The sequence below is a fragment of the Bellilinea caldifistulae genome (assembly GCF_001306055.1).
GTDB classification, from domain to species: Bacteria; Chloroflexota; Anaerolineae; order Anaerolineales; family Anaerolineaceae; genus Bellilinea; species Bellilinea caldifistulae.
Genome location: NZ_LGHJ01000006.1, coordinates 56,235 through 74,207, shown reverse-complemented (window position 1 = coordinate 74,207; position 17,973 = coordinate 56,235). Strand labels below are relative to the sequence as shown.

Sequence of the window (17,973 nt, the reverse complement as noted above, 5' to 3'; positions counted from 1 at the left end):
AGGCGGTTTACTGCTCTTCGATGATCACCGAAAGAATTTTATCGCCGGGCGGCAGGTCCTGCGGGGCGGCGCTGGCCGGGTCACGGGCCGTCAGAGCTTTGGCCACGTCCATGCCCTCAATCACTTCGCCAAAGATGGTGTAGCCGCCGTCCAGTTGCGGCAGGGCTGCGTAAGTGATGAAGAACTGGCTGCCGTTGGTATCCGGCCCGGCATTGGCCATGCCCACCAGACCGGGCCGGTCGTATTTCAGATCTTCGCTGATCTCATTGGCGAATTGGTAACCGGGACCACCAAAGCCGGTGCCGGAAGGATCGCCGGTCTGCGCGACAAAGTCAGGCAGGACGCGGTGGAAGATCATCCCGTCAAAGTAGCCCATCCGTGCCAGAAAGACGAACGAATTGACCGCCAATGGGGCTTTATCGGCAAACAGGCGGATTTTGATGTCGCCCTTCTCGGTTTTGAGCGTGGCGGTGTATTGTTTGTTTTGATCAATCACCATGGGCGGGCAGCGGTCAAACTGAATATCCCGCAGCGTGGCGAGTTTGAGGATGGCATCCAGCGTGGCCGGGTCATACGGCACCTGATCTTCGGGGACGAAGATCAATTCACCGTCAATCAAGACGAACAGGGAAGGGGTGCCGGTCAGCCCCATGTCCATGCCATTTTGGAAAGTGCCTTCCACTTTGCGGACGACTGCCTCGGAATTGAGGTCTCGGCCGAAGCGGGCGGCATCCAGTCCGATGGAAGCGGCCTGCTCATTCAGCCACTTTTCAAAGTCGGCTTTGGACTGAGCCGTCCACACCTGCCAGTTAGCCTGATCGAACAGAAAGTCGTGCATTTCCCAGAATTTGCCCTGCAAGCCGGCGGCCTCGGCTGCCTGAGCGGCCAGCAGCGCCTTATCGTGCGAGGTCAGCGGAAAATGGCGGAAGACAACCCGTACCTGATCGGGGTTGGCTTGCTCAAATTCCTTCAAGTAGCCAGCTGCCAGCGAGCAGTACGGGCACTGAAAATCGCTGTATTCAATCAGTGTCAGGCGGGCATTCTTTGCGCCGCGCGACCAATCGGCATCGCTGACCGGCGGCAGTTTAACCGATGCCGGGTCACGCGGTTCGGGGAACAGACTGAACAGGGTACAGGCCATCGGTGTGCCTTCCGGCATCGGGCGGGGTGTGCGAGTAGGCACGGCGGTCGGCTCGGCCGGGGTTGAAGTGGCAGCCGGCGCACACGCCGAAAGCACAAGGGCAATCAACAGGACAATCCACAACAAGGGGTGTTTCTTCATCACTGAGTACCTAAAATAACCTTTCTCATCCAGAGTTTGGGGCGGTTTGCGTCCGCAAACGTGACAGAACGTGCTGGCGCAAGACCGATTGTACCGCATCCGGCGGTTGTGCGGCATCCACGATGATCCAGCGCTGAGGTTCAGCCTGAGCCAGCAGACGGTAACCATCGCGAACGCGCTGGTGGAATTGCTCACCGCAGGCATCCAGCCGGTTCCATTCACCTTCTTTGCGTTTGCGGTGCAAACCGATTAACGGGTCCACATCCAGCAAAAATGTCAGGTCGGGCTGCAGGCCGCCGGTGGCAAAGTGGAGCAACCGACGCAGGGTATCCAGATCGGTCCCATGGCCGTAACCCTGATAAGCGAGGGTCGAGTCGGCGTAACGGTCGCACAGCACAATTTTGCCCTGTGCCAGCGCCGGACGGATGACTTCCTCCACCAGTTGGGCGCGGGCAGCCAGAAAGAGCAGAATCTCGGTGCGCGGGTGCATGGCGGTGTTGGCGAGGTTCATTAAAATAGCCCGTACCTGTTCGCTGATCGGCGTGCCGCCCGGTTCGCGCAGGGTGAGCACATCCCAGCCCTCAGTGCGCAGGTAGTCGGCCAGCGGGTGGATTTGGGTGGTCTTACCGGAGCCTTCCGGTCCTTCAAACGTAATGAACAAGCCCAGCAGCGTCCCTTTCTTTGTTCAGGGGTTTGGGTTGAATTGTACTCCAATTTCGTCCGGCTGGCTGAATCAACCGGCTGTACAGCCGTTTCGAATTGGCTTTCGTTGGGTGCAAGGCAGCCGCGCATCTCCCCCCACCGCATGGTTAACTGCTTTACGGGAAACCGCCACGCGACAGTCAATCTCATCAACCAGACAACAGAAAGAAACCTCCCCCAAAGCCGCACATCGGTTCGGGGGAGGCAGACGCATCCAACCAGCCGTTGACCCGCAGGCCAAAACCGACCTTAATAAATGTCCTTCACCGTATTGTAAACATTGAACTTACCGGTTGGAGTGACCAGATTGGGAATGCGGGCAATTTCTTCAAGGGTCTTATCGTCATAGACGACAATTTCACCCGTCCGACCGGGATCATCGGCGCGCCCCCACACGCTCACCCACACCTGATTTCCCTCCATGTTGTACTCAAAGTGAACCGCCCGCCCGTAATCGGCTACCTGCCAGCATTTATACGGCTCGACCGGGTTGGCTTTGGCAATCACACATACCGTCCGCTGAATTTCCTCATCCGGGTTGAGGGTGTGGTCCACCCAGATCCAATCACTGTTGGGATGAGTTTTGAGGAACAGCGAACCGGCTCCGGGCAGCGGAATGGTGCGCACCACTTTCCAGGCGTATTCGGGGTGATTGACCGGATCGGTACCGATGGCAACCAGCGCGCCTTCACCCAGATGCGAGGTGCTCCATACCGGTCCAAAAACCGGGTCAATCCAGTTGGCTCCGCGCCCGGGGTGGGGTATCTTCTCGGTCTCCACAATTGCGGCAACTTTCTCTTCCTGCACATCCAGCACCACAATCTTATTGGCATTGTTGGCTGCCACAAGGAAATAGCGGCCGCTGGCATCCCATCCACCATCGTGGAGGAAGCGCTCGGCGTTGAGCATCTTAATCGCCGGGTTCTGCACATCGGTGTAGTCCACCAGCCAGATTTGACCGGTCTCCTTGACATTGACCACCCACTTGGGGCTGAAATGCGAAGCGACAATACTGGCAACCCGCGGCTCGGGGTGATATTCCTGCGTGTCATAGGTGTAACTGCGCGTGCTGACGACTTTAAGCGGTTCCAGGGTCAACCCGTCCACAATCACAAAATGGGGCGGCCAGTAACAGCCGACGATAGCGTAGCGGTCGGTGAAGTCGCCTTCCGGACCGTTGTACTTGCTCACCTCCACCGAGCGGGCGTCGTAGCAGGTTTTAACCTCGGCAACCACAGCCGGGGGGTCCATCCACAGGTCAATCAGCGCGGTTTTACCGTCGCGCCCGATGGTGTATACATACCGTCCGGTGGCCGACATGCGCGAAATGTGGACGGCGTAACCGGTGTTGACAGTGGCCACCACTTCGTAGGTATCCCCATCAATCACTGCCACCTGACCGGCATCACGCAGGGTGACGGCAAAGAAATTCTCCCAATTGCGGGTGTGCTGAGGCTCGGTCGGGCGGTCTTCGGGGGCAACCAGCACCTTCCAGAAGCCACGCATCTGCTCCATGGACATTTCCGGCGGAGCAGGCGGCTCGTTCTGGATGTACTTCGCCATCAATTCGGCTTGTTCGGCAGTCAACACACCCTGCTTGCCCCAGTCCGGCATACCCCGCGGCGTGCCGTTGAAGATGATCGAAGCCAGGGCCAGGGTACCTTTGGGCAGGGTCTTGTCGGGGGTCAACGCCGGGCCGGTGGCGCCATTGCGCAGCACCCCGTGGCATCCGGCGCAGCGGTCGAAGAAGATCTGGCGGGCCTGCTCAAATTCTTCGGTGGTCAAGACGGGGGCTTCGCCCAATTCAACGGCGGGGGTGGCCTCCACGCCGCCAGTCGGCGGGGTTTCGCCTTTCAGGCCGGCCAGATAAGAAACAATGGCGTTCAGCTCGGCTTCATTGAACTGGGCCGCCAGTGCGGCGGTCATCAGTCCTTTCTGGCAGGGAGCGCCGTTGCAGTCCGGCGCCAGAAAGACATCCGGGTTAACAATGGACTCGTGCAGATAATCGAGGGCGGTTTTGGCAGTACCGGTGTAAGCAGCATCTTGAATGCGCTCGGCAGCCGTCAGCCCGATTTGAGAAAGGTCGGGGCCAATCACCCCGACTGCGCCCGGCACGCCGGGGATGACGTGGCACGCCCCGCAGCCGCCTTTTTGCAGCAGAGCGGCGGCATCCAGCTCGGCCGGCGCTTCTTCGGCGCGGGTGGCTTCCGGCTGGGTGGGTAGGGGCGGTGGGGTGGTTGGGGCAGATGTACAGGCCGCCAGGAGTGCCAGCAGCATGACCAAACCTGCCCACACAAAAAGCAGATGGCGTTTCACGGTTCACCTCCTTTGGGGAAACAGGGAAATCTCCCGCCATTCAACAGGGCGGGGTGATTCCATTATCGGTCAGCGAATGGTGAAGTTCTTTGCGCTGGCGCAAACTTTACCGCCGCCGTGGTCGCTTCCGAATTATTTGCTTTCCGCGCTGGCGCGCTGCTGCGCCCAAACCCGGCTCAACCGTTCCCATTCCGGGATGCCGAGCGTTTCAGCACGGCGCTGCGGGTCAATCCCGGCTGCTTCCAGCAGGGCTGCTGCCTGCGCCGGCGGGATGGCCAGCCCGGCCGAAAGACTGTTGCGCAGAGTTTTGCGTTTTTGGGCAAATCCGGCTTTTGCCAGGCGGAAGAAATCATTCAGCTGATCAGGCGGGATGAGCGGCCGGGGATACAGATCCACCCGCAGCGAAACCGAATCGACCTGCGGCGGCGGGTAGAACGCCCCGGCAGGAATACGCAGCACCGGGCGCGGCTGCCCGTAGACCTGCACCGAAAGCGCCAGCAGGCTCAATTCCCCCGGCGCGGCGCAAATCCGCTCGGCAACCTCACGCTGCATGGTCAGCACCATGCGGGCCGGGCGTGGACGGTTTTCCAGCAGGTGACGGATGATCGCCGAGGTGATGTAATAGGGGATGTTGGCAACCACCAGATAGCCCTCCTCCCGTATCCAGTCCGAAAGACGCACCTCCAGGATGTCCCCCTCCACCAGCGTCACATTCTCGAACCCGCCGAGCGATTGGCGCAGCAGCGGAATCAGGTTGCTGTCCACCTCCACCGCCACCACACGGCGCGCCGCCGCCGCCAGCCATACCGTCAGGCTGCCAACCCCCGCCCCAATTTCCAGCACCTCGGCATCCGGCGGGATTTCGGCGGCTTCGATCAGTTTACGCAGGGCGCTGCTGTCCACCAGAAAATTTTGCCCCAGCCCCTTGCGGGGGGTCAGGCCATGGGCGCGCAGCAGCCGCGGCACATCCACCGGGACGGGATTCAGGGCAGGATCCATGGGATATTGGCCGGTACCGGGGTGAGGAAATAGACTTCGACATAACTGGCCCACGGGACGTAATCGGCGTCCGAGTAGCCCAAATCAATCCAGTTGCGCCCGTCAGGGTAGCCGCCGCCGGTATCGGCTACCACCGCCGAACCGTAGCCGGGAATGTAGACCCGCTGACCGCGCATCCACGAGTACCACGCCCGGGTGACGGCCACAATCCCTTTTTGCAGGGTTGCCCCGCTGGCGGTCGTGTAGGAACAGCCGGCCTTGAATCCGCAGGGGTGGTATGAGGTGGCAAACGCGGTCACTTTGCGCCAGTACTCAATCGTTCCTTCCGGCGTTTCCAGCGTGCGCACCACCACCTGCGTGCCGTAACCCAGCACCTGATCCACCGGTTGTTTGGCAACCCAGCTCGCCTCACTCTGGCGGCTGATCTCGATACCATCCTCGTAGCGCACGCGCACCCGCGAAACTTCCACCCCCAGTTCCCCGGCTCTGACCACCGAACGCTGATCCAGTTCGGTGTTGGGGTCGGGTTGGTAGGTGGACTTGAAGGGGATCGGTTTCTGTTCCAGCAGTACTTCCTCACGCACCCGCACCACGCGGATGATCCGGTCGGGTGGGATGGGCTGGTCTTCGGCGGGGATGCTGTAATCCTGATTCTGCAGGGGTATATCGGCTTGCGCCAGCGCCTCGCCGACGGTTTCGGCGTTGACCGGGTAGAGGTGGGTTTTGCCGTCGGCGATGATTTGCACAGTGCGGGCCGGTTCAATGGTCAGGCTCAGCGGCTTGCCGGTGAGCGGGGTGTCAACCGGCAGCGAGAGCTGGTCAGCCGCCCGCAGAAGAATACCGGCTTCGTTCAGCGCACCCAGCAACGTGGGCTGTGCCGAAATCAGTTGCAGGCGTTGACCGTCGAGGATGACTTCCACACGGGTTGCCGGGCGGTAAACCAGCAGGTAGGCAGGGGCATCCGGCAAGGGAGAAGCCGGGTCGAAGGGCGCACCGTTCCATTCCAGCCGGTCGGCCGGGAACAAGCGCAGACCGGCCTGCGCCAGCAGGTTGGCCGGGATGCGTTCGGCGGTTGTCAAAGAAAAAGTTTTGCCGGATGCCGTGTCCAAAATCTGCACCGGCCGGGCGTGGTCCACCCGGACGGCCGCTTCCCAGCCGAGCGCGGCGTTCAAGGGGGGAGTAATCCGGTCGGCTTCATGGATGGGGAGACCGCTCTCAGCCAGCACAGCACGCACCGAAAAGGCACGGCTGAATAGGCTATAAGGTTGACCATCTACCACCAGCGTAACCGGCCGCTGCAAGCCGAAGAAAAGCAGAACACTGCCAATCAGCACGCACAAACCGGCTGCCAGAGTCCATCGTTTGGTAAGGTGGTTCATTCCTCTGATTCTAACAGAGTTTTGCGGGAAGAAAAAACCCCCGCGCAGGGAGCGGGGGGTGTGCCGAGAGCCAGAATCGAACTGGCGACACCGCAATTTTCAGTCGCGTGCTCTACCAACTGAGCTATCTCGGCGATTGCGGTCAAATTGTACCGCTGGTAAGGTGTAATGTCAAGAAAAAAACTGGCTGCCTAACCGCCGGCAATGGCGCCTAAAATAATGAACGGCTCTTCTCCGGTTGCTACCGGCGGGGCTACCGGCTGGTCAGGGTCGGCAAAAGAGACATCTTCCCGGCAGGCAAAAAAACGCAGGTAGGGGCGGCGTTGCCGGGTGTGCGCATCGCGGATTGTGCCGCGCAGAGCCGGGTAAAGCCGTTCGATCTCATCCACAATCCGGCGCGGCGTGACCGGCGGCGAGAGATCCAGGTGGACTTCGCCACTGAGGTTTGCCAGACGCCGTAAATGAGCCGGCAGGATGACGCGTATCATGGCAGGGTTTGCACCTCAACCGAAAGCACGGCCGGTAAATCGTGGACGATGGACTGCCAGTGATCCCCGCCATCCGCTGAAACATACACCTGCCCGCCGGTGGTGCCAAAGTACACCCCGCCCGGATCGAGTTCATCCACCGCCATGGCGTCTCTCAGGACGTTGACGTAGCAATTTTGCTGGGGTAAACCGTGGGTGAGCGCCTCCCACTCGTTTCCACCCGTTCGGCTGCGGTACACCCGCAATTTTCCTTCGGGCGGGTAGTGTTCCGAGTCGCTTTTGATGGGTAAAACGTAGAGGGTATCCGGCTCGTGCGCATGAACCGCCACCACAAAACCAAAATCGCTGGGTAAGTTACCGCTGATTTCGTACCAGTGTTCTCCGGCATCATCACTGCGCATCACATCCCAGTGTTTCTGCATGAACAAAACCTGCGGACGGGCGGGGTGCAGGGCAATCCGGTGAACGCAATGACCAAATTCCGCCTCTGGGTCGGGAATGTAATCCGATTTCAACCCGCGGTTGATGGGCAACCAACTTTCACCGCCATCATCACTGCGGAAAGCGCCGGCTGCCGAAATGGCAACGAACATCCGCCGCGGGTTTTGCGGGTCGAGCAGAATGGTGTGCAAACACAGACCGCCCGCTCCGGGATGCCAGTCGGCGCTTGTGCCGTGCTGGCGCAGCCCGTTCAATTCTTCCCACGTTTGCCCGCCGTCCGTCGAGCGGAACAGAGCGGCATCTTCCACCCCGGCAAAGACCGTATCGGCGTCCAGCGGAGAAGGTTCCAGATGCCAGACGCGGCGAAAGGTCCACGGCTTGATGCTTCCATCAAACCACTGGTGGCTGCCGACCTCGCCGCGGTATTGAAACTGATTACCAACCGTCTGCCAGGTTTTGCCGCCATCATCCGAGCGGTGCATGACCTGTCCGAACCACTCACTTGCCTGTGAGGCATAAATTCGATTGGGATCAACCGCCGAGCCTTTGAGATGGAAGATTTCCCACCCGCCAAAGTGTGGCCCGTCCACCTGCCAGTTTTGCCGTTTGCCGTCGGACGATAGAATAAAGGCTCCCTTCCGGGTGCCAACCAGTACGCGGACACTGCTCATTTTGGATCTCCTTTTGAAGTAAGCCCGTCAGCCAGCGGCGGTTGATACGACCTTACAATTGTTGACTGATTATATCCTATTTTATCAGAAAATCTGTTCTAGTCAAGGGGTTTTGCGGAATTCAGCCAGCGGTCAATTTGTTCGGCTGTTTCAAACGGTCTGGGCAGCATGCTCAACGGGGCAACACATCCGAAAAACCACCTGCCGCTTCCGGCAGAGACGAAGGCGCTGTGGAACGGGTCAGCGGGCGGACGGCCGCCAGTAAAAGCACCATGCCTGCCACCCCACCCAGCGTCAGCAGGGTACTGGCGGTCGGCGAAATGGTATTGAGCAGCACTCCCTGCAGCCACGGCAGCACCATGGCGCCGATACTGGCCATCCCGTTGATGATACTCATCGCCCGCCCGGCCTGTTCCGGGAAGAAAGCACTGCTCAGCGAGACCGTCGAGGGGAAGATGGAGGCAAAACTAAAACCGGTCAGCAGGATGCCGGCGGTGCTGAGCGGCAGGTTGCCCCTGCCCAACACCATCAGCAGGCTGCCGGCCAGCGCTCCGCCCAGACTGAGGGCAAGGATGCGCATAGCACTCAAACGCATCCCCAAGCCGACCGTCACCAGCCGTCCGGCGGTCAACGCCAGCCAGAATGCCGATGCCGAAAGGGCAGCCTGCTCATACGGCAGGTTAGCGGTGCGCTGCATGTACACCGTAATCCAGCCGCCAAAGCCGTTTTCTACGCCGACATACAGCATCAGCAAGAAAGCCAGCAGCCAGACCAAACGGCTGCGCAGCAAAAAACGCATGCCCGTTCCGGCATTTGCCTGCGGCGTACGGGCGGGAGGCGGAATGCGCAGCCAGCCAAACAGAACCACCTGCAAAGCCAGCAAAGCGCTCACCAGCCACAGGATTTGCCGTCCGTTGCCGGTTTGTCCGGCAATCAACCCAACCAGCGCCGGACTGAGAAATGCCCCCACCCCAAAAAACAGGTTGAGCAAATTGAGCGCCGAGACCGAACGGTCAGCGTACACGCGCGCGATCAGCACATTGGTGGCCAGTACAATTGCCCCGCCGCCCAGGCCGGTCAGGCTGAACAGCAGCAAACTAAGGGAAAAAGTGTGGCTAAACGGCAGCGTTGCCACGCTGACCATCAGCAGCAGGGTTGCGGCCAGCATCAGCGGCTTTTCGCCAAAGCGGTCACTGAACGGCCCGCTGAGAATCTGGGAAATCAACGAGCCCAAAAAGTAAAAAGTGAAAATCTGCCCCATCCGGCTTAAATCCACCTGATTCAAGACCGAAAGTTCCGGCAGCAACGGCCCAAAAGAAGCAACTGTGACGCCCAGCGAAAAGAAAAACAGGCAGCACAGCCCTAAAACCATCCAACGAGAGTGTGATTGCAACGCCTTGACCTTCCAATGAATTTCAAACGGCTTCATCATACCCCATTTTTCGCCTTTGTGATACCATTTAACCCACTTAAGATGCCCACCCTTCAAGACCTCTTACGCAAACTACCCCCTGAAACCCGCGAAGTCTTCCGCATCGTGTGGGAGTCGCTTTCGCCGACCGACCGCAGCACCCTGCAAGCCCTGCTTGGCGGTCTGCCGCCGGATGCCAATCTGTTGCGCGTGCTGATGCGCCTGTCAGCCCATCAGTTCCGCACCGCCTTTGGGCACAAAAGTCGGATTGCCATCGTTGGGCCGGCCAATGTTGGCAAATCCACTCTGTATAACCAGTTTGTCCAGCAAAAAAGCGACCGTGCCGAGGTTGGCCCACTGCCCGGCACGACCCGCACCAATCAGGAAGCCGATACGGGTCTATTCACCATCCTGGACACCCCCGGTGCGGATGCAGTCGGGCAGGTGGGCGAACGCGAACGGGAAGAGGCTTTACTGGCCGCGGCTGAGGCCGATGTGCTGATCATCGTCTTCGATGCCATTCAGGGCATCAAACAAACCGAGCTGGATTTGTACCAGCGCTTGAAAGCCCTGAACAAGCCTTACGTGGTCGTTTTGAACAAGATGGATCTGGTGCGCCGCCAATCAGCAGCGGTGATTGCCCGCGCTGCCCAAAACCTTGGCCTGGAAAGCGCCCAGGTACTGCCGCTGGTGGCGAAGAACGGCGAAGGTCTGCCGCAAATTCTGGCGGCCATCGCTGCCCTGCAGCCGGAGATCACCGCCGCGCTGGGGCAGGGCTTGCCGCACTACCGCTGGCAGCTGGCGTGGCGCTCGATTGTCAGCGCTGCCTCGGTGGCTGCGGTGATTGCGCTGACCCCGCTGCCGATGATTGATTTTGCCCCGCTGATTGTCACCCAATCGGTGATGGTGCTGGGGATTGCCCGCATTTATAATTACCGCATCACGCTGGAACGCGCCCGCGAACTGGCCGCCACCTTTGGGCTGGGATTGCTGGGGCGCACTCTGTTTGGCGAATTGAGCAAGCTGGGCGGTTTGCCGGGGTGGCTGCTGGCCGCGGCAATTGCCTCGGCGGTGACGGTGGTCATGGGCTATGCCGCCGTGATCTGGTTCGAACGCGGCGAGAAGCTTTCTGCCGCCGCACTGCAAAACCTGACCCAATCGCTGACCGCCATGTTGCTCGAATCCCTGCGTGGACTGGGCAGGCGGCAGCCCACCAAAACCAGCCTGCAGCAGCGCATTCAACAAGTTCTCAATCAATCTCCACTCGGAGAAGATCGCAGCCTGCTCGATGACCACCTCCAGGATCAATCTGCAAACCCTGACGAATAGCCGCTTTGGCGTCTGGCTGGCGCTGGCTATTAGCAAACACACCCCGCCGTGGCTGGGGTATCGGATTGCCGATTTCGGCGCAGCCATCACCGCCGCCCGGCGCCACAGTCCACTGGTGCGCGCCTTGCGTGCCAATCAGTGGGTCATTTCCGGCGGCGGTCTCAGCGAAAAAGAGTTGCGGCGCGCCGTGTATGAGGTATTACACCAGCACACCCACGGGTTATATGACTTCTACCACAACCTTGACCGTCCGCAGGAAGTTCTGCGCCGCACGGATTTTGACCCATCCTTTGCCGGGCTGTTCGAGCAGGTCAAAAGCGGGCAGCACCCGGCGCTTTTCCTCACCCCTCACACCAGCAATTTTGACCTGGCAGGGCGCTCGCTGGCCCTGCGCGGGTTGAACTTTCAGGTGCTTTCCTTTCCGCGCCCGCCCTCCGGTTATCAGCTGCAAAACCGCATCCGCACCGAAGTCGGCATCGAGGTTACCCCGATGGGCATCGAAGCGACCCAAAAAGCCAAACAACGCCTGCGCAGCGGCGGGGTGGTGCTGACCGGTCTCGACCGCCCCCTGGCGGATGCCCGCCTGCGACCGCGCTTCTTTGGACGGCCGGCGCCTCTGCCGGTTGCCTATGTGCATCTGGCGCTGCAATGCGGCGTGCCGATGTACGTGGTGGCCTGCGTCAGCCCGCGCCCTCACTTTTACCGGCTGGTGTGCAGTCCACCCATCTGGCCTCAGCCACACCCCGACCGCGACAGCGAACTGCTGCTCAATACCGAAGCGGTGCTGGCCGAAGCCGAGAAGATCATCCGCGCTTATCCGCGTCAGTGGGCCATGTTCTACCCGGTCTGGCCGGAAGTGCAGGTGTGAAGTCCGCGTCAGAGGGACGCGACGGTATCGCCGCCATGGCGGGCGGATTGACCTCCGAAGACATCCGGGCAATTCCATGGGCATACCCAACCGGCGGGTCGGATATTGTGTACCTGGTTTGACGGGTCACACAGCCAGCCAGGCCGCCAGCGCTACCAGAGCAATCGGGATCAAGCCGTAGCGGATGACAGCCGCCATCACTTCCCCTTCGCGGTCGCTCAAACCGACCGTGCTGCAACCGACAATCACCTTGGCCGGGGCCATGATGCTGCCCAGTGAGCCACCGGCTGTCTGGGCACCCAGTATTAACGGCACGGGCAGTGCGAGGAGTTCGGCAGTGCGCATTTGCAGCACGGCAAACAACACATTGGAATTGTTGTTGCTGCCGGTGATGAAGGCTCCCAACCCCCCAATGAACGGCGCAATCAGCGGGTAGGCGGCAGCGCCAAAACTGCGGCTCATGCCCAGCGCCAGCAGGTTGGTCATGCCAGCATGTGACATGATCACCGCCATGCCCACCATTGCCAGAATACCCAAGCTGGAATTGACCGCTCCCTTCACGGTCTTTTCGCCAATTCTGGCGGCTGCACCCGGCCGGTAATAACCCGCCCGCCGGTAGATGAAGTAGGAAATCAGCGAGGCATACAGGAGAATGGAGCCGGTATGTCCAAACAGGCTGATGGAGCGTCCCGGCCCGGCGGGAGTGACCCATCCCAGGCCAGTGCGCAATTCCGGAAAGTTGAGGTTCAGTTGAATCTGGTCGAGGAAGGCGTTGAGCGGCTGGATGAGGTTGATCGCAAAAGTCAGCACCACCAGAATGGCGTAAGCCGAGAGCGAAATTTTCAGCGAACGGGGTTTCCCGTCCCCGCCGTTCAGGTGAGCGAAATCGGCTGCCGGCGTGGATTGCGGGTTGCCGCGGTAGAGGGGCAGGCGGCATAAACCCATTCCGACCAGCAGTCCCAGCATGGCGCTGCCGGTAGCGCCCAGATTCCACAGCCCGTTGACCGCCAGTCCGTACTGGCTGAGCGCCATCACACTCCCCAGGACGATCACCGCCGGCAGGCTGCGCAGCAGGCCGCGCCAGCCGCCAGCCACCAGTGCCACAATCGCCCCGCAGGCATACGCCGAAAGTCCCAGCAGCCAGGCCGAATCGGGCGCCAGCAGTTCGCCGGGCAGGCCGGTAACCGCCATCAGGGTTTGGAAGGAGGTTGCCAGCGAGCCGTAATTGACCGCCCAGCCGTGGCCGATACACGCCATCACCACCGCCTGAACCGGGTTGAAACCCAGTCCAACCAGCAGCGGTGCCGCCACGGCCACCGGCACACCGAAACCGCCCATACCCTGTAAAAACGAGGCGAACAGCCAGCCGATCAACAGTCCTTGCATGGTGCGGTCGGCGGTCAGGCGCGGCAGACTGACGCCAATCATCCGCACAGCGCCGGCTTCATCGGCGGTGTGGTAGAGCAGCAGCGCCGTCCAGATGATGTACAACACATCCAGACTGAGCAGGACTGCTTTGGCCTGGGTGTAGGCAATCAAACGCGGGCCGGCGGCAAAGAAGATCCAGGCAACCAGTACGGCGGTAACCCAGCCGGCTGCACCAGCACGACTGCCACCCCACTTGAAGCCCAGCATCAGAATCAAGACGACCAGCACCGGCAGCAGCGCCAGGGTCCAGGTGAACAGGTTCAGTTCCATGGGTAACGCAGCCGATTATAGCACCTTGGCGGGATGAGCGTTCAAAATTCGGGGATTTTAGGGTAGAGAAAATTGTTTCCCCGCCCTGCCTCCCCATCGGCGTAGTGGAGGATTGCCACGCCGCCTGACGGCGGCCCACAATGACATGGCCTTGTTCACGTCATGTCGAGCGCAGTGCAGGTGGGGGCCTTGCGGGAGGGGCGGTTTTCTACCCGCCTCAATCGCGGAAGATGCGCACGCGGCGGTGTGGTTCTTTGCCGTAGGAATGTGAGACCAGCTGCTGGGCGCGCGCCATCTCATGCTGCATCCGCCGGATGCTGGCCGGTGCGGGGGGCAAATCCACAAACCGTTGACCGTTCAGCACATTTTGGATGGCCACCTGTGTTTGGGCAGCAATGATTTCCCACTCGGCAGAGTTGCTATCCATGCTCAGGTTATACAGTTCCCCCAGCGACTGTTCCATCTGGTTGATGGTATTGGCGCGCAGCACATATATTGGCATTCGCCGTTCTTCCGCCTCGACCACCGGCTGCTGACGCGAGCGGTAGTAGGTACGCAGGGTCATCAACACGTCTGCTTCGTCCAGATTCTGCACCACCAGCGCCGGCACACCCAGCCGTTTGGCAGCCTGCGCCAGCCGATTGCGGGCCACGCCGTAGGGGTAAATGCGGATGGTCTGCAGCGGAGCCGAAGGCTGGGCGTTCATCTCGGAAGGCAGCAGCATTTCTTCGTTCACCATCTGGCCGGCAGGCGGGGTTGAACGCCCGCTTTTGCGGTTAAAAGGCTGGGTATCGCTGCCGTTGGCGTAGGCACGCCGGCTGGTTTGCGGCAACGGACGCGGGGCAGCCTGCACAGGTGGCGTTTCGATGTGAATTTCACCGTTTTCATCGCGGTAGCGGATTTCGGGAGGCAGCGGGTAGCCGCGCACCAGCGAATCCACCGCTGCAGCCACATCCTTATGAACGTGCATGCGGTCGCGTTCCTGAATCTCGATCAGCACATCGAAAGTAGGCGGCGAGCGGCGCTCCAGCACGGTTTTCTGAGTACCGCGCCGGCGGGCTTCTTCATCCGAAAGCGTCACCGATTCGATCCCGCCGATCAGGTCGGACAGGGTCGGGTTGAGCAGCAGGTTTTCAAGGGTACGGCCATGAGCCGTTGCCACCAGCTGCACACCGCGTTCGGCAATCGTGCGGGCAGCCAGCGCTTCCAGCTCGCGCCCAATCTCGTCAATGATGATCACTTCGGGATTGTGGTTTTCGACCGCCTCGATCATCACCTCATGCTGCAAGGAAGGCTGGGCCACCTGCATGCGGCGAGCGCGTCCAACCGCCGGGTGCGGCACATCGCCATCCCCGCCAATCTCGTTGGAGGTATCCACGATGATTACGCGGTGTTTTTCCGCCAGAATACGCGCCGATTCGCGCAGCATGGTGGTTTTACCAATGCCGGGACGGCCGAGCAGCAAAATGGACTTACCCGATTCGAGCAAATCCTGAATGATGTCAATCGTGCCGTAAACCGCCCGTCCAACCCGGCAGGTCAGGCCCACAATGTGGCCATGCCGGTTGCGGATGGCTGAAATGCGGTGCAGAGTGCGCTCCAAACCAGCGCGGTTATCGGCGTCAAATTCGCCAATTTTGTTGACCACGTGGTCAATGTCCTCGCGGGTGATTTCGTTTTGATCGAGAACCACCTCGCCCTGCACAAACCGCGCCAGCGGCACGCGGCCCAAATCCATCACAATTTCCAGCAGGTTATCGCTGTCGTTTGCCTTGACAACCGCCTGACGGATGTGAGGCGGCAGGACATCCAGTAATGCATGTAAATCGTCGGTTATTCTTCTTTGCGTCATATCAACAACTAATTCAATCTTTCTCTTAAGTCATATTGTACCAGCGGCAGGGAAGTTTCACCACCGATTTGTTCAACCAATGCCGGCTGGTGCTTTTCCAGGCTGCCGTTGCGGGTGACAAAGATGGCCTTGCGCTGTAAACTGGTCAGGTGCTTGACCAGCACGGCCTGCCGTTCGCCGCTTTCCGCGCCCAGTTTTTCCAGCCCGTTTTCGAGGTAGGATTGATAGGCGCGCACCACCACATATACCGGGCGGCCGAGCACAAACGGCATGGCGGTAATCAAACCGCGCAAAGCCGCCGCCACATCTTCCACCGCGGGGTGGAGGATTGGCTGAACGACAATCCCGCGCGGGCCGAAAACCGGGGCAGCGTAGCCGAGGATTTCCTGCTGTTGAAAAAGCACCCATGACTCACTCAGCGAGTGCGGAAAGGCTTCGGCGCTTTGAACCAGCGGCGGGATGAGGGTTTGCACCAGATTGCGCACCGCCAGATGATCCAGCTCGCTGGCAAATTCCCAACTGGCATTGCTTTCACCGGGCGGCAGGGAAAGGACTCGCCAGATGCGCTGCCAGGTGAACACGCTAAACCCGGCCCGGCGCAATGCCTCGAACAACGGGCTGTGTTCTTCAACCTCGGCCAGCACAACCTGACTGCCGTGCGCCCCGGCCTGATGGACGAGACCTTCCAGCAAGGCGGTCAGCCGTTCCGGCAGGGCAGCCTGAGCGGGGAGAACGAAGGAAAGCCGGGCGGTGTGGCTGCTTTCATAACGCACCTGCCCAATCAGCGCTGGACTGCCACCGGTAGCACTCAACACGCAGGTGGTGCTGCCCTTATCCAGCCGCAGATGATCGAGCACCGCCCACGCGCCAACCGGGCTGCCGCGCGTCAGCGCCAGAGTCGTATCCAGACATTGCGCCTGATCGCGGTAGCGGAACAGGTTCAACAGGTCATGCCAGGCAAACAGTCGAATCTCTATCTTGCCAACTCCAAAAAATAGCGGTGAAAGCGGTCATCATCGCTCAATTCGGGGTGGAAGGAGGTTGCCAGCCAGCGCCCCTGCTGCACGGCAACAATCCCGCCGTCCGGCAATGCCGCCAGCACCTCGGCGCTGCCGTTGGCCTTCTCGATCAACGGCGCGCGGATGAACACCGCCGGGAAGGGCGGGTTAATCGCATCCACCCTGGCCAGCGCCGGTACATCCAGCAGGGTTTCAAAGGAATCGACCTGCCGCCCAAACGCGTTGCGCCGCACGGTGATGTCCATCAACCCCAGCACGGGTTGATCACGGCCGACTTCGCGGGAAAGGAAGATTGCCCCCGCGCAGGTACCCCAAACGGCGTGCTCCCCGGCAAATTCACGCAGCGGCTGCATCAGCCCAAAGGCAATCGCCAGTTTGCTGATGGTGGTGGATTCCCCGCCGGGGATGATCAGACCGTCGAGGCCGTCGAGGTGTTCGGGCAGACGCACCTGCACGCTTTCCACACCCAGTTTTTCCAGTACGGTTTGATGCTCGATAAAAGCACCCTGTAAAGCCAGTACTCCGATCTTCATAGCCACCGTTGTGAAGAAAAAAGCCTTACCAACCGCGCCCGGCGATCAGTTCATGTTCGGGGATGGCGGAAATTTGCCGCCCGACCATTGGTTCTCCCAGATTACGGCTGATTTCGGCCAGAATCTTCGGTTCGTTGTAGTGGGTGACGGCCTTGACAATCGCCGCCGCCCGGCGGGCCGGATCGCCCGATTTGAAAATCCCGGAGCCGACGAACACCCCGTCCATGCCCAGTTGCATCATCAGGGCGGCATCGGCCGGGGTGGCAATCCCGCCGGCCGCAAAGTTGACCACCGGCAGGCGGCCCAGCTGGCGGGTTTCCAGCACCAGCTCATAAGGCGCGCCGATTTGTTTGGCAAACGCCATCACTTCCTCATCCGGCAGGTTTTGCAGGCGGCGGATTTCGCCCATCACCGCCCGGGCATGGCGAACGGCCTCAACCACATCCCCGGTGCCGGCTTCGCCTTTGGTGCGGATCATGGCGGCTCCTTCACCAATGCGGCGGAGCGCTTCACCGAGGTTGCGTGCCCCGCACACGAACGGCACGGTGAAATTGTGCTTGTAGATGTGATGCTCCTCATCGGCCGGGGTCAGCACCTCGGACTCGTCAATGTAATCCACGCCGAGCGCTTCCAAAATTTGCGCCTCGACGAAATGACCGATGCGCACCTTGGCCATCACCGGAATGGTGACGGCATCCATGATCTTGAGGATCAGTTCCGGATCGCTCATTCGGGCAACCCCCCCTTGCGCACGAATGTCCGCCGGAACCCGCTCCAGCGCCATGACGGCCACCGCGCCGGCGTCTTCGGCAATGCGCGCGTGCTCCGGTGTGACCACATCCATAATCACACCGCCTTTCAGCATCTGGGCAAGGCCTTTTTTGACCTTGAACGTGCCCTTTTCCTGATCCATTCGACCTCCTGTTAATCCTTACGGTTTTCTATCGAGATTCTACCACGCCCGCCGATGCCCTGCAACGATGTA

At 60.5% G+C, this 17,973-nt stretch carries 16 protein-coding genes and 1 tRNA gene; 3 read left to right on the top strand and 14 right to left on the bottom strand.

Annotated features, from left to right (window positions below; translation table 11 throughout):
• Nucleotides 1-7 precede the first annotated feature (7 nt).
• The 9 genes from AC812_RS17030 to AC812_RS01595 form a co-directional block, all read right to left on the bottom strand.
• The gene (locus AC812_RS17030) at nucleotides 8-1,282 is read right to left on the bottom strand and encodes a peptidylprolyl isomerase (protein WP_169787244.1); all 1,275 of its coding nucleotides are present in this window, start codon (nucleotides 1,280-1,282) and stop codon (nucleotides 8-10) included.
• A gap of 25 nt (nucleotides 1,283-1,307) precedes the next feature.
• Nucleotides 1,308-1,943: a dTMP kinase gene (tmk, locus tag AC812_RS01630; RefSeq protein ID WP_114676072.1), complete on the bottom strand. Its 636-nt coding sequence runs from the start codon at nucleotides 1,941-1,943 to the stop codon at nucleotides 1,308-1,310.
• A 290-nt stretch (nucleotides 1,944-2,233) separates the two neighbouring features.
• Entirely contained in the window at nucleotides 2,234-3,910 is a 1,677-nt protein-coding gene (locus AC812_RS01625; protein WP_419714816.1) for a cytochrome D1 domain-containing protein, read from the bottom strand.
• 522 nt (nucleotides 3,911-4,432) lie between these two features.
• Nucleotides 4,433-5,299 carry a 16S rRNA (adenine(1518)-N(6)/adenine(1519)-N(6))-dimethyltransferase RsmA gene (rsmA, locus tag AC812_RS01620; RefSeq protein WP_061913105.1) on the bottom strand — a complete coding sequence of 289 codons (867 nt, stop codon included), beginning with the start codon at nucleotides 5,297-5,299 and terminating at the stop codon, nucleotides 4,433-4,435.
• Nucleotides 5,284-6,678: a ubiquitin-like domain-containing protein gene (locus AC812_RS01615; protein WP_061913104.1), complete on the bottom strand. Its 1,395-nt coding sequence runs from the start codon at nucleotides 6,676-6,678 to the stop codon at nucleotides 5,284-5,286. Before AC812_RS01615 ends, rsmA begins: the two co-directional genes overlap by 16 nt.
• Nucleotides 6,679-6,739: 61 nt before the next feature.
• Nucleotides 6,740-6,812 (bottom strand) — tRNA-Phe (locus AC812_RS01610).
• A 57-nt stretch (nucleotides 6,813-6,869) separates the two neighbouring features.
• Nucleotides 6,870-7,166: a MoaD/ThiS family protein gene (locus AC812_RS01605; RefSeq protein ID WP_061913103.1), complete on the bottom strand. Its 297-nt coding sequence runs from the start codon at nucleotides 7,164-7,166 to the stop codon at nucleotides 6,870-6,872.
• Complete coding sequence (locus tag AC812_RS01600; protein ID WP_061913102.1) at nucleotides 7,163-8,278, bottom strand: WD40/YVTN/BNR-like repeat-containing protein; 1,116 nt, start codon at nucleotides 8,276-8,278, stop codon at nucleotides 7,163-7,165. Before AC812_RS01600 ends, AC812_RS01605 begins: the two co-directional genes overlap by 4 nt.
• 172 nt (nucleotides 8,279-8,450) lie before the next feature.
• A complete protein-coding gene (locus AC812_RS01595) occupies nucleotides 8,451-9,710 on the bottom strand; it encodes an MFS transporter (RefSeq protein WP_061913101.1) in 1,260 nt (419 codons plus the stop codon).
• Between AC812_RS01595 and AC812_RS01590 the strand changes: the two genes are divergently transcribed.
• From AC812_RS01590 to AC812_RS18245, 3 genes are read left to right on the top strand one after another with little or no spacing between them, the layout of a single operon-like run.
• The gene (locus AC812_RS01590) at nucleotides 9,687-11,018 is read left to right on the top strand and encodes a GTPase (protein WP_062158751.1); all 1,332 of its coding nucleotides are present in this window, start codon (nucleotides 9,687-9,689) and stop codon (nucleotides 11,016-11,018) included. The two genes, AC812_RS01595 and AC812_RS01590, sit on opposite strands and share 24 nt — an antisense overlap.
• Nucleotides 10,978-11,886, top strand: a complete 909-nt coding sequence (locus AC812_RS01585; RefSeq protein ID WP_061913099.1) for a lysophospholipid acyltransferase family protein — start codon at nucleotides 10,978-10,980, stop codon at nucleotides 11,884-11,886. Before AC812_RS01590 ends, AC812_RS01585 begins: the two co-directional genes overlap by 41 nt.
• Entirely contained in the window at nucleotides 11,883-12,008 is a 126-nt protein-coding gene (locus AC812_RS18245) for a hypothetical protein (protein WP_272897773.1), read from the top strand. Before AC812_RS01585 ends, AC812_RS18245 begins: the two co-directional genes overlap by 4 nt.
• A gap of 4 nt (nucleotides 12,009-12,012) precedes the next feature.
• On the opposite strand, the gene AC812_RS01580 is transcribed toward AC812_RS18245, so the two are convergent.
• From AC812_RS01580 to pdxS, 5 genes are all read right to left on the bottom strand, one after another.
• Nucleotides 12,013-13,584, bottom strand: a complete 1,572-nt coding sequence (locus AC812_RS01580) for an L-lactate permease (RefSeq protein ID WP_061913098.1) — start codon at nucleotides 13,582-13,584, stop codon at nucleotides 12,013-12,015.
• 217 nt (nucleotides 13,585-13,801) lie between these two features.
• Nucleotides 13,802-15,436, bottom strand: a complete 1,635-nt coding sequence (locus AC812_RS01575; RefSeq protein ID WP_061913097.1) for a R3H domain-containing nucleic acid-binding protein — start codon at nucleotides 15,434-15,436, stop codon at nucleotides 13,802-13,804.
• An 8-nt stretch (nucleotides 15,437-15,444) separates the two neighbouring features.
• On the bottom strand, nucleotides 15,445-16,380 hold the full coding sequence (locus AC812_RS01570) for a hypothetical protein (RefSeq protein ID WP_061913096.1): 936 nt from the start codon (nucleotides 16,378-16,380) through the stop codon (nucleotides 15,445-15,447).
• Between the two features lie 29 nt (nucleotides 16,381-16,409).
• The gene (gene pdxT, locus AC812_RS01565) at nucleotides 16,410-16,988 is read right to left on the bottom strand and encodes a pyridoxal 5'-phosphate synthase glutaminase subunit PdxT (protein ID WP_061913095.1); all 579 of its coding nucleotides are present in this window, start codon (nucleotides 16,986-16,988) and stop codon (nucleotides 16,410-16,412) included.
• 25 nt (nucleotides 16,989-17,013) lie between these two features.
• The gene (gene pdxS, locus AC812_RS01560; RefSeq protein ID WP_061913094.1) at nucleotides 17,014-17,901 is read right to left on the bottom strand and encodes a pyridoxal 5'-phosphate synthase lyase subunit PdxS; all 888 of its coding nucleotides are present in this window, start codon (nucleotides 17,899-17,901) and stop codon (nucleotides 17,014-17,016) included.
• Nucleotides 17,902-17,973 lie beyond the last annotated feature (72 nt).

Coding starts and splice junctions, on each gene's coding strand:
- AC812_RS17030 (WP_169787244.1), bottom strand. CDS start 1,282: ATGAAGAAACACCCCTTGTTGTGGATTGTCCTGTTGATTGCCCTTGTG.
- rsmA (WP_061913105.1), bottom strand. CDS start 5,299: ATGGATCCTGCCCTGAATCCCGTCCCGGTGGATGTGCCGCGGCTGCTG.
- pdxT (WP_061913095.1), bottom strand. CDS start 16,988: ATGAAGATCGGAGTACTGGCTTTACAGGGTGCTTTTATCGAGCATCAA.
- AC812_RS01615 (WP_061913104.1), bottom strand. CDS start 6,678: ATGAACCACCTTACCAAACGATGGACTCTGGCAGCCGGTTTGTGCGTG.
- AC812_RS01590 (WP_062158751.1), top strand. CDS start 9,687: ATGAATTTCAAACGGCTTCATCATACCCCATTTTTCGCCTTTGTGATA.
- AC812_RS01575 (WP_061913097.1), bottom strand. CDS start 15,436: ATGACGCAAAGAAGAATAACCGACGATTTACATGCATTACTGGATGTC.
- AC812_RS01600 (WP_061913102.1), bottom strand. CDS start 8,278: ATGAGCAGTGTCCGCGTACTGGTTGGCACCCGGAAGGGAGCCTTTATT.
- AC812_RS01580 (WP_061913098.1), bottom strand. CDS start 13,584: ATGGAACTGAACCTGTTCACCTGGACCCTGGCGCTGCTGCCGGTGCTG.
- AC812_RS01595 (WP_061913101.1), bottom strand. CDS start 9,710: ATGATGAAGCCGTTTGAAATTCATTGGAAGGTCAAGGCGTTGCAATCA.
- AC812_RS01605 (WP_061913103.1), bottom strand. CDS start 7,166: ATGATACGCGTCATCCTGCCGGCTCATTTACGGCGTCTGGCAAACCTC.
- AC812_RS01585 (WP_061913099.1), top strand. CDS start 10,978: ATGACCACCTCCAGGATCAATCTGCAAACCCTGACGAATAGCCGCTTT.
- AC812_RS01625 (WP_419714816.1), bottom strand. CDS start 3,910: ATGACCGCCGCACTGGCGGCCCAGTTCAATGAAGCCGAGCTGAACGCC.
- pdxS (WP_061913094.1), bottom strand. CDS start 17,901: ATGGATCAGGAAAAGGGCACGTTCAAGGTCAAAAAAGGCCTTGCCCAG.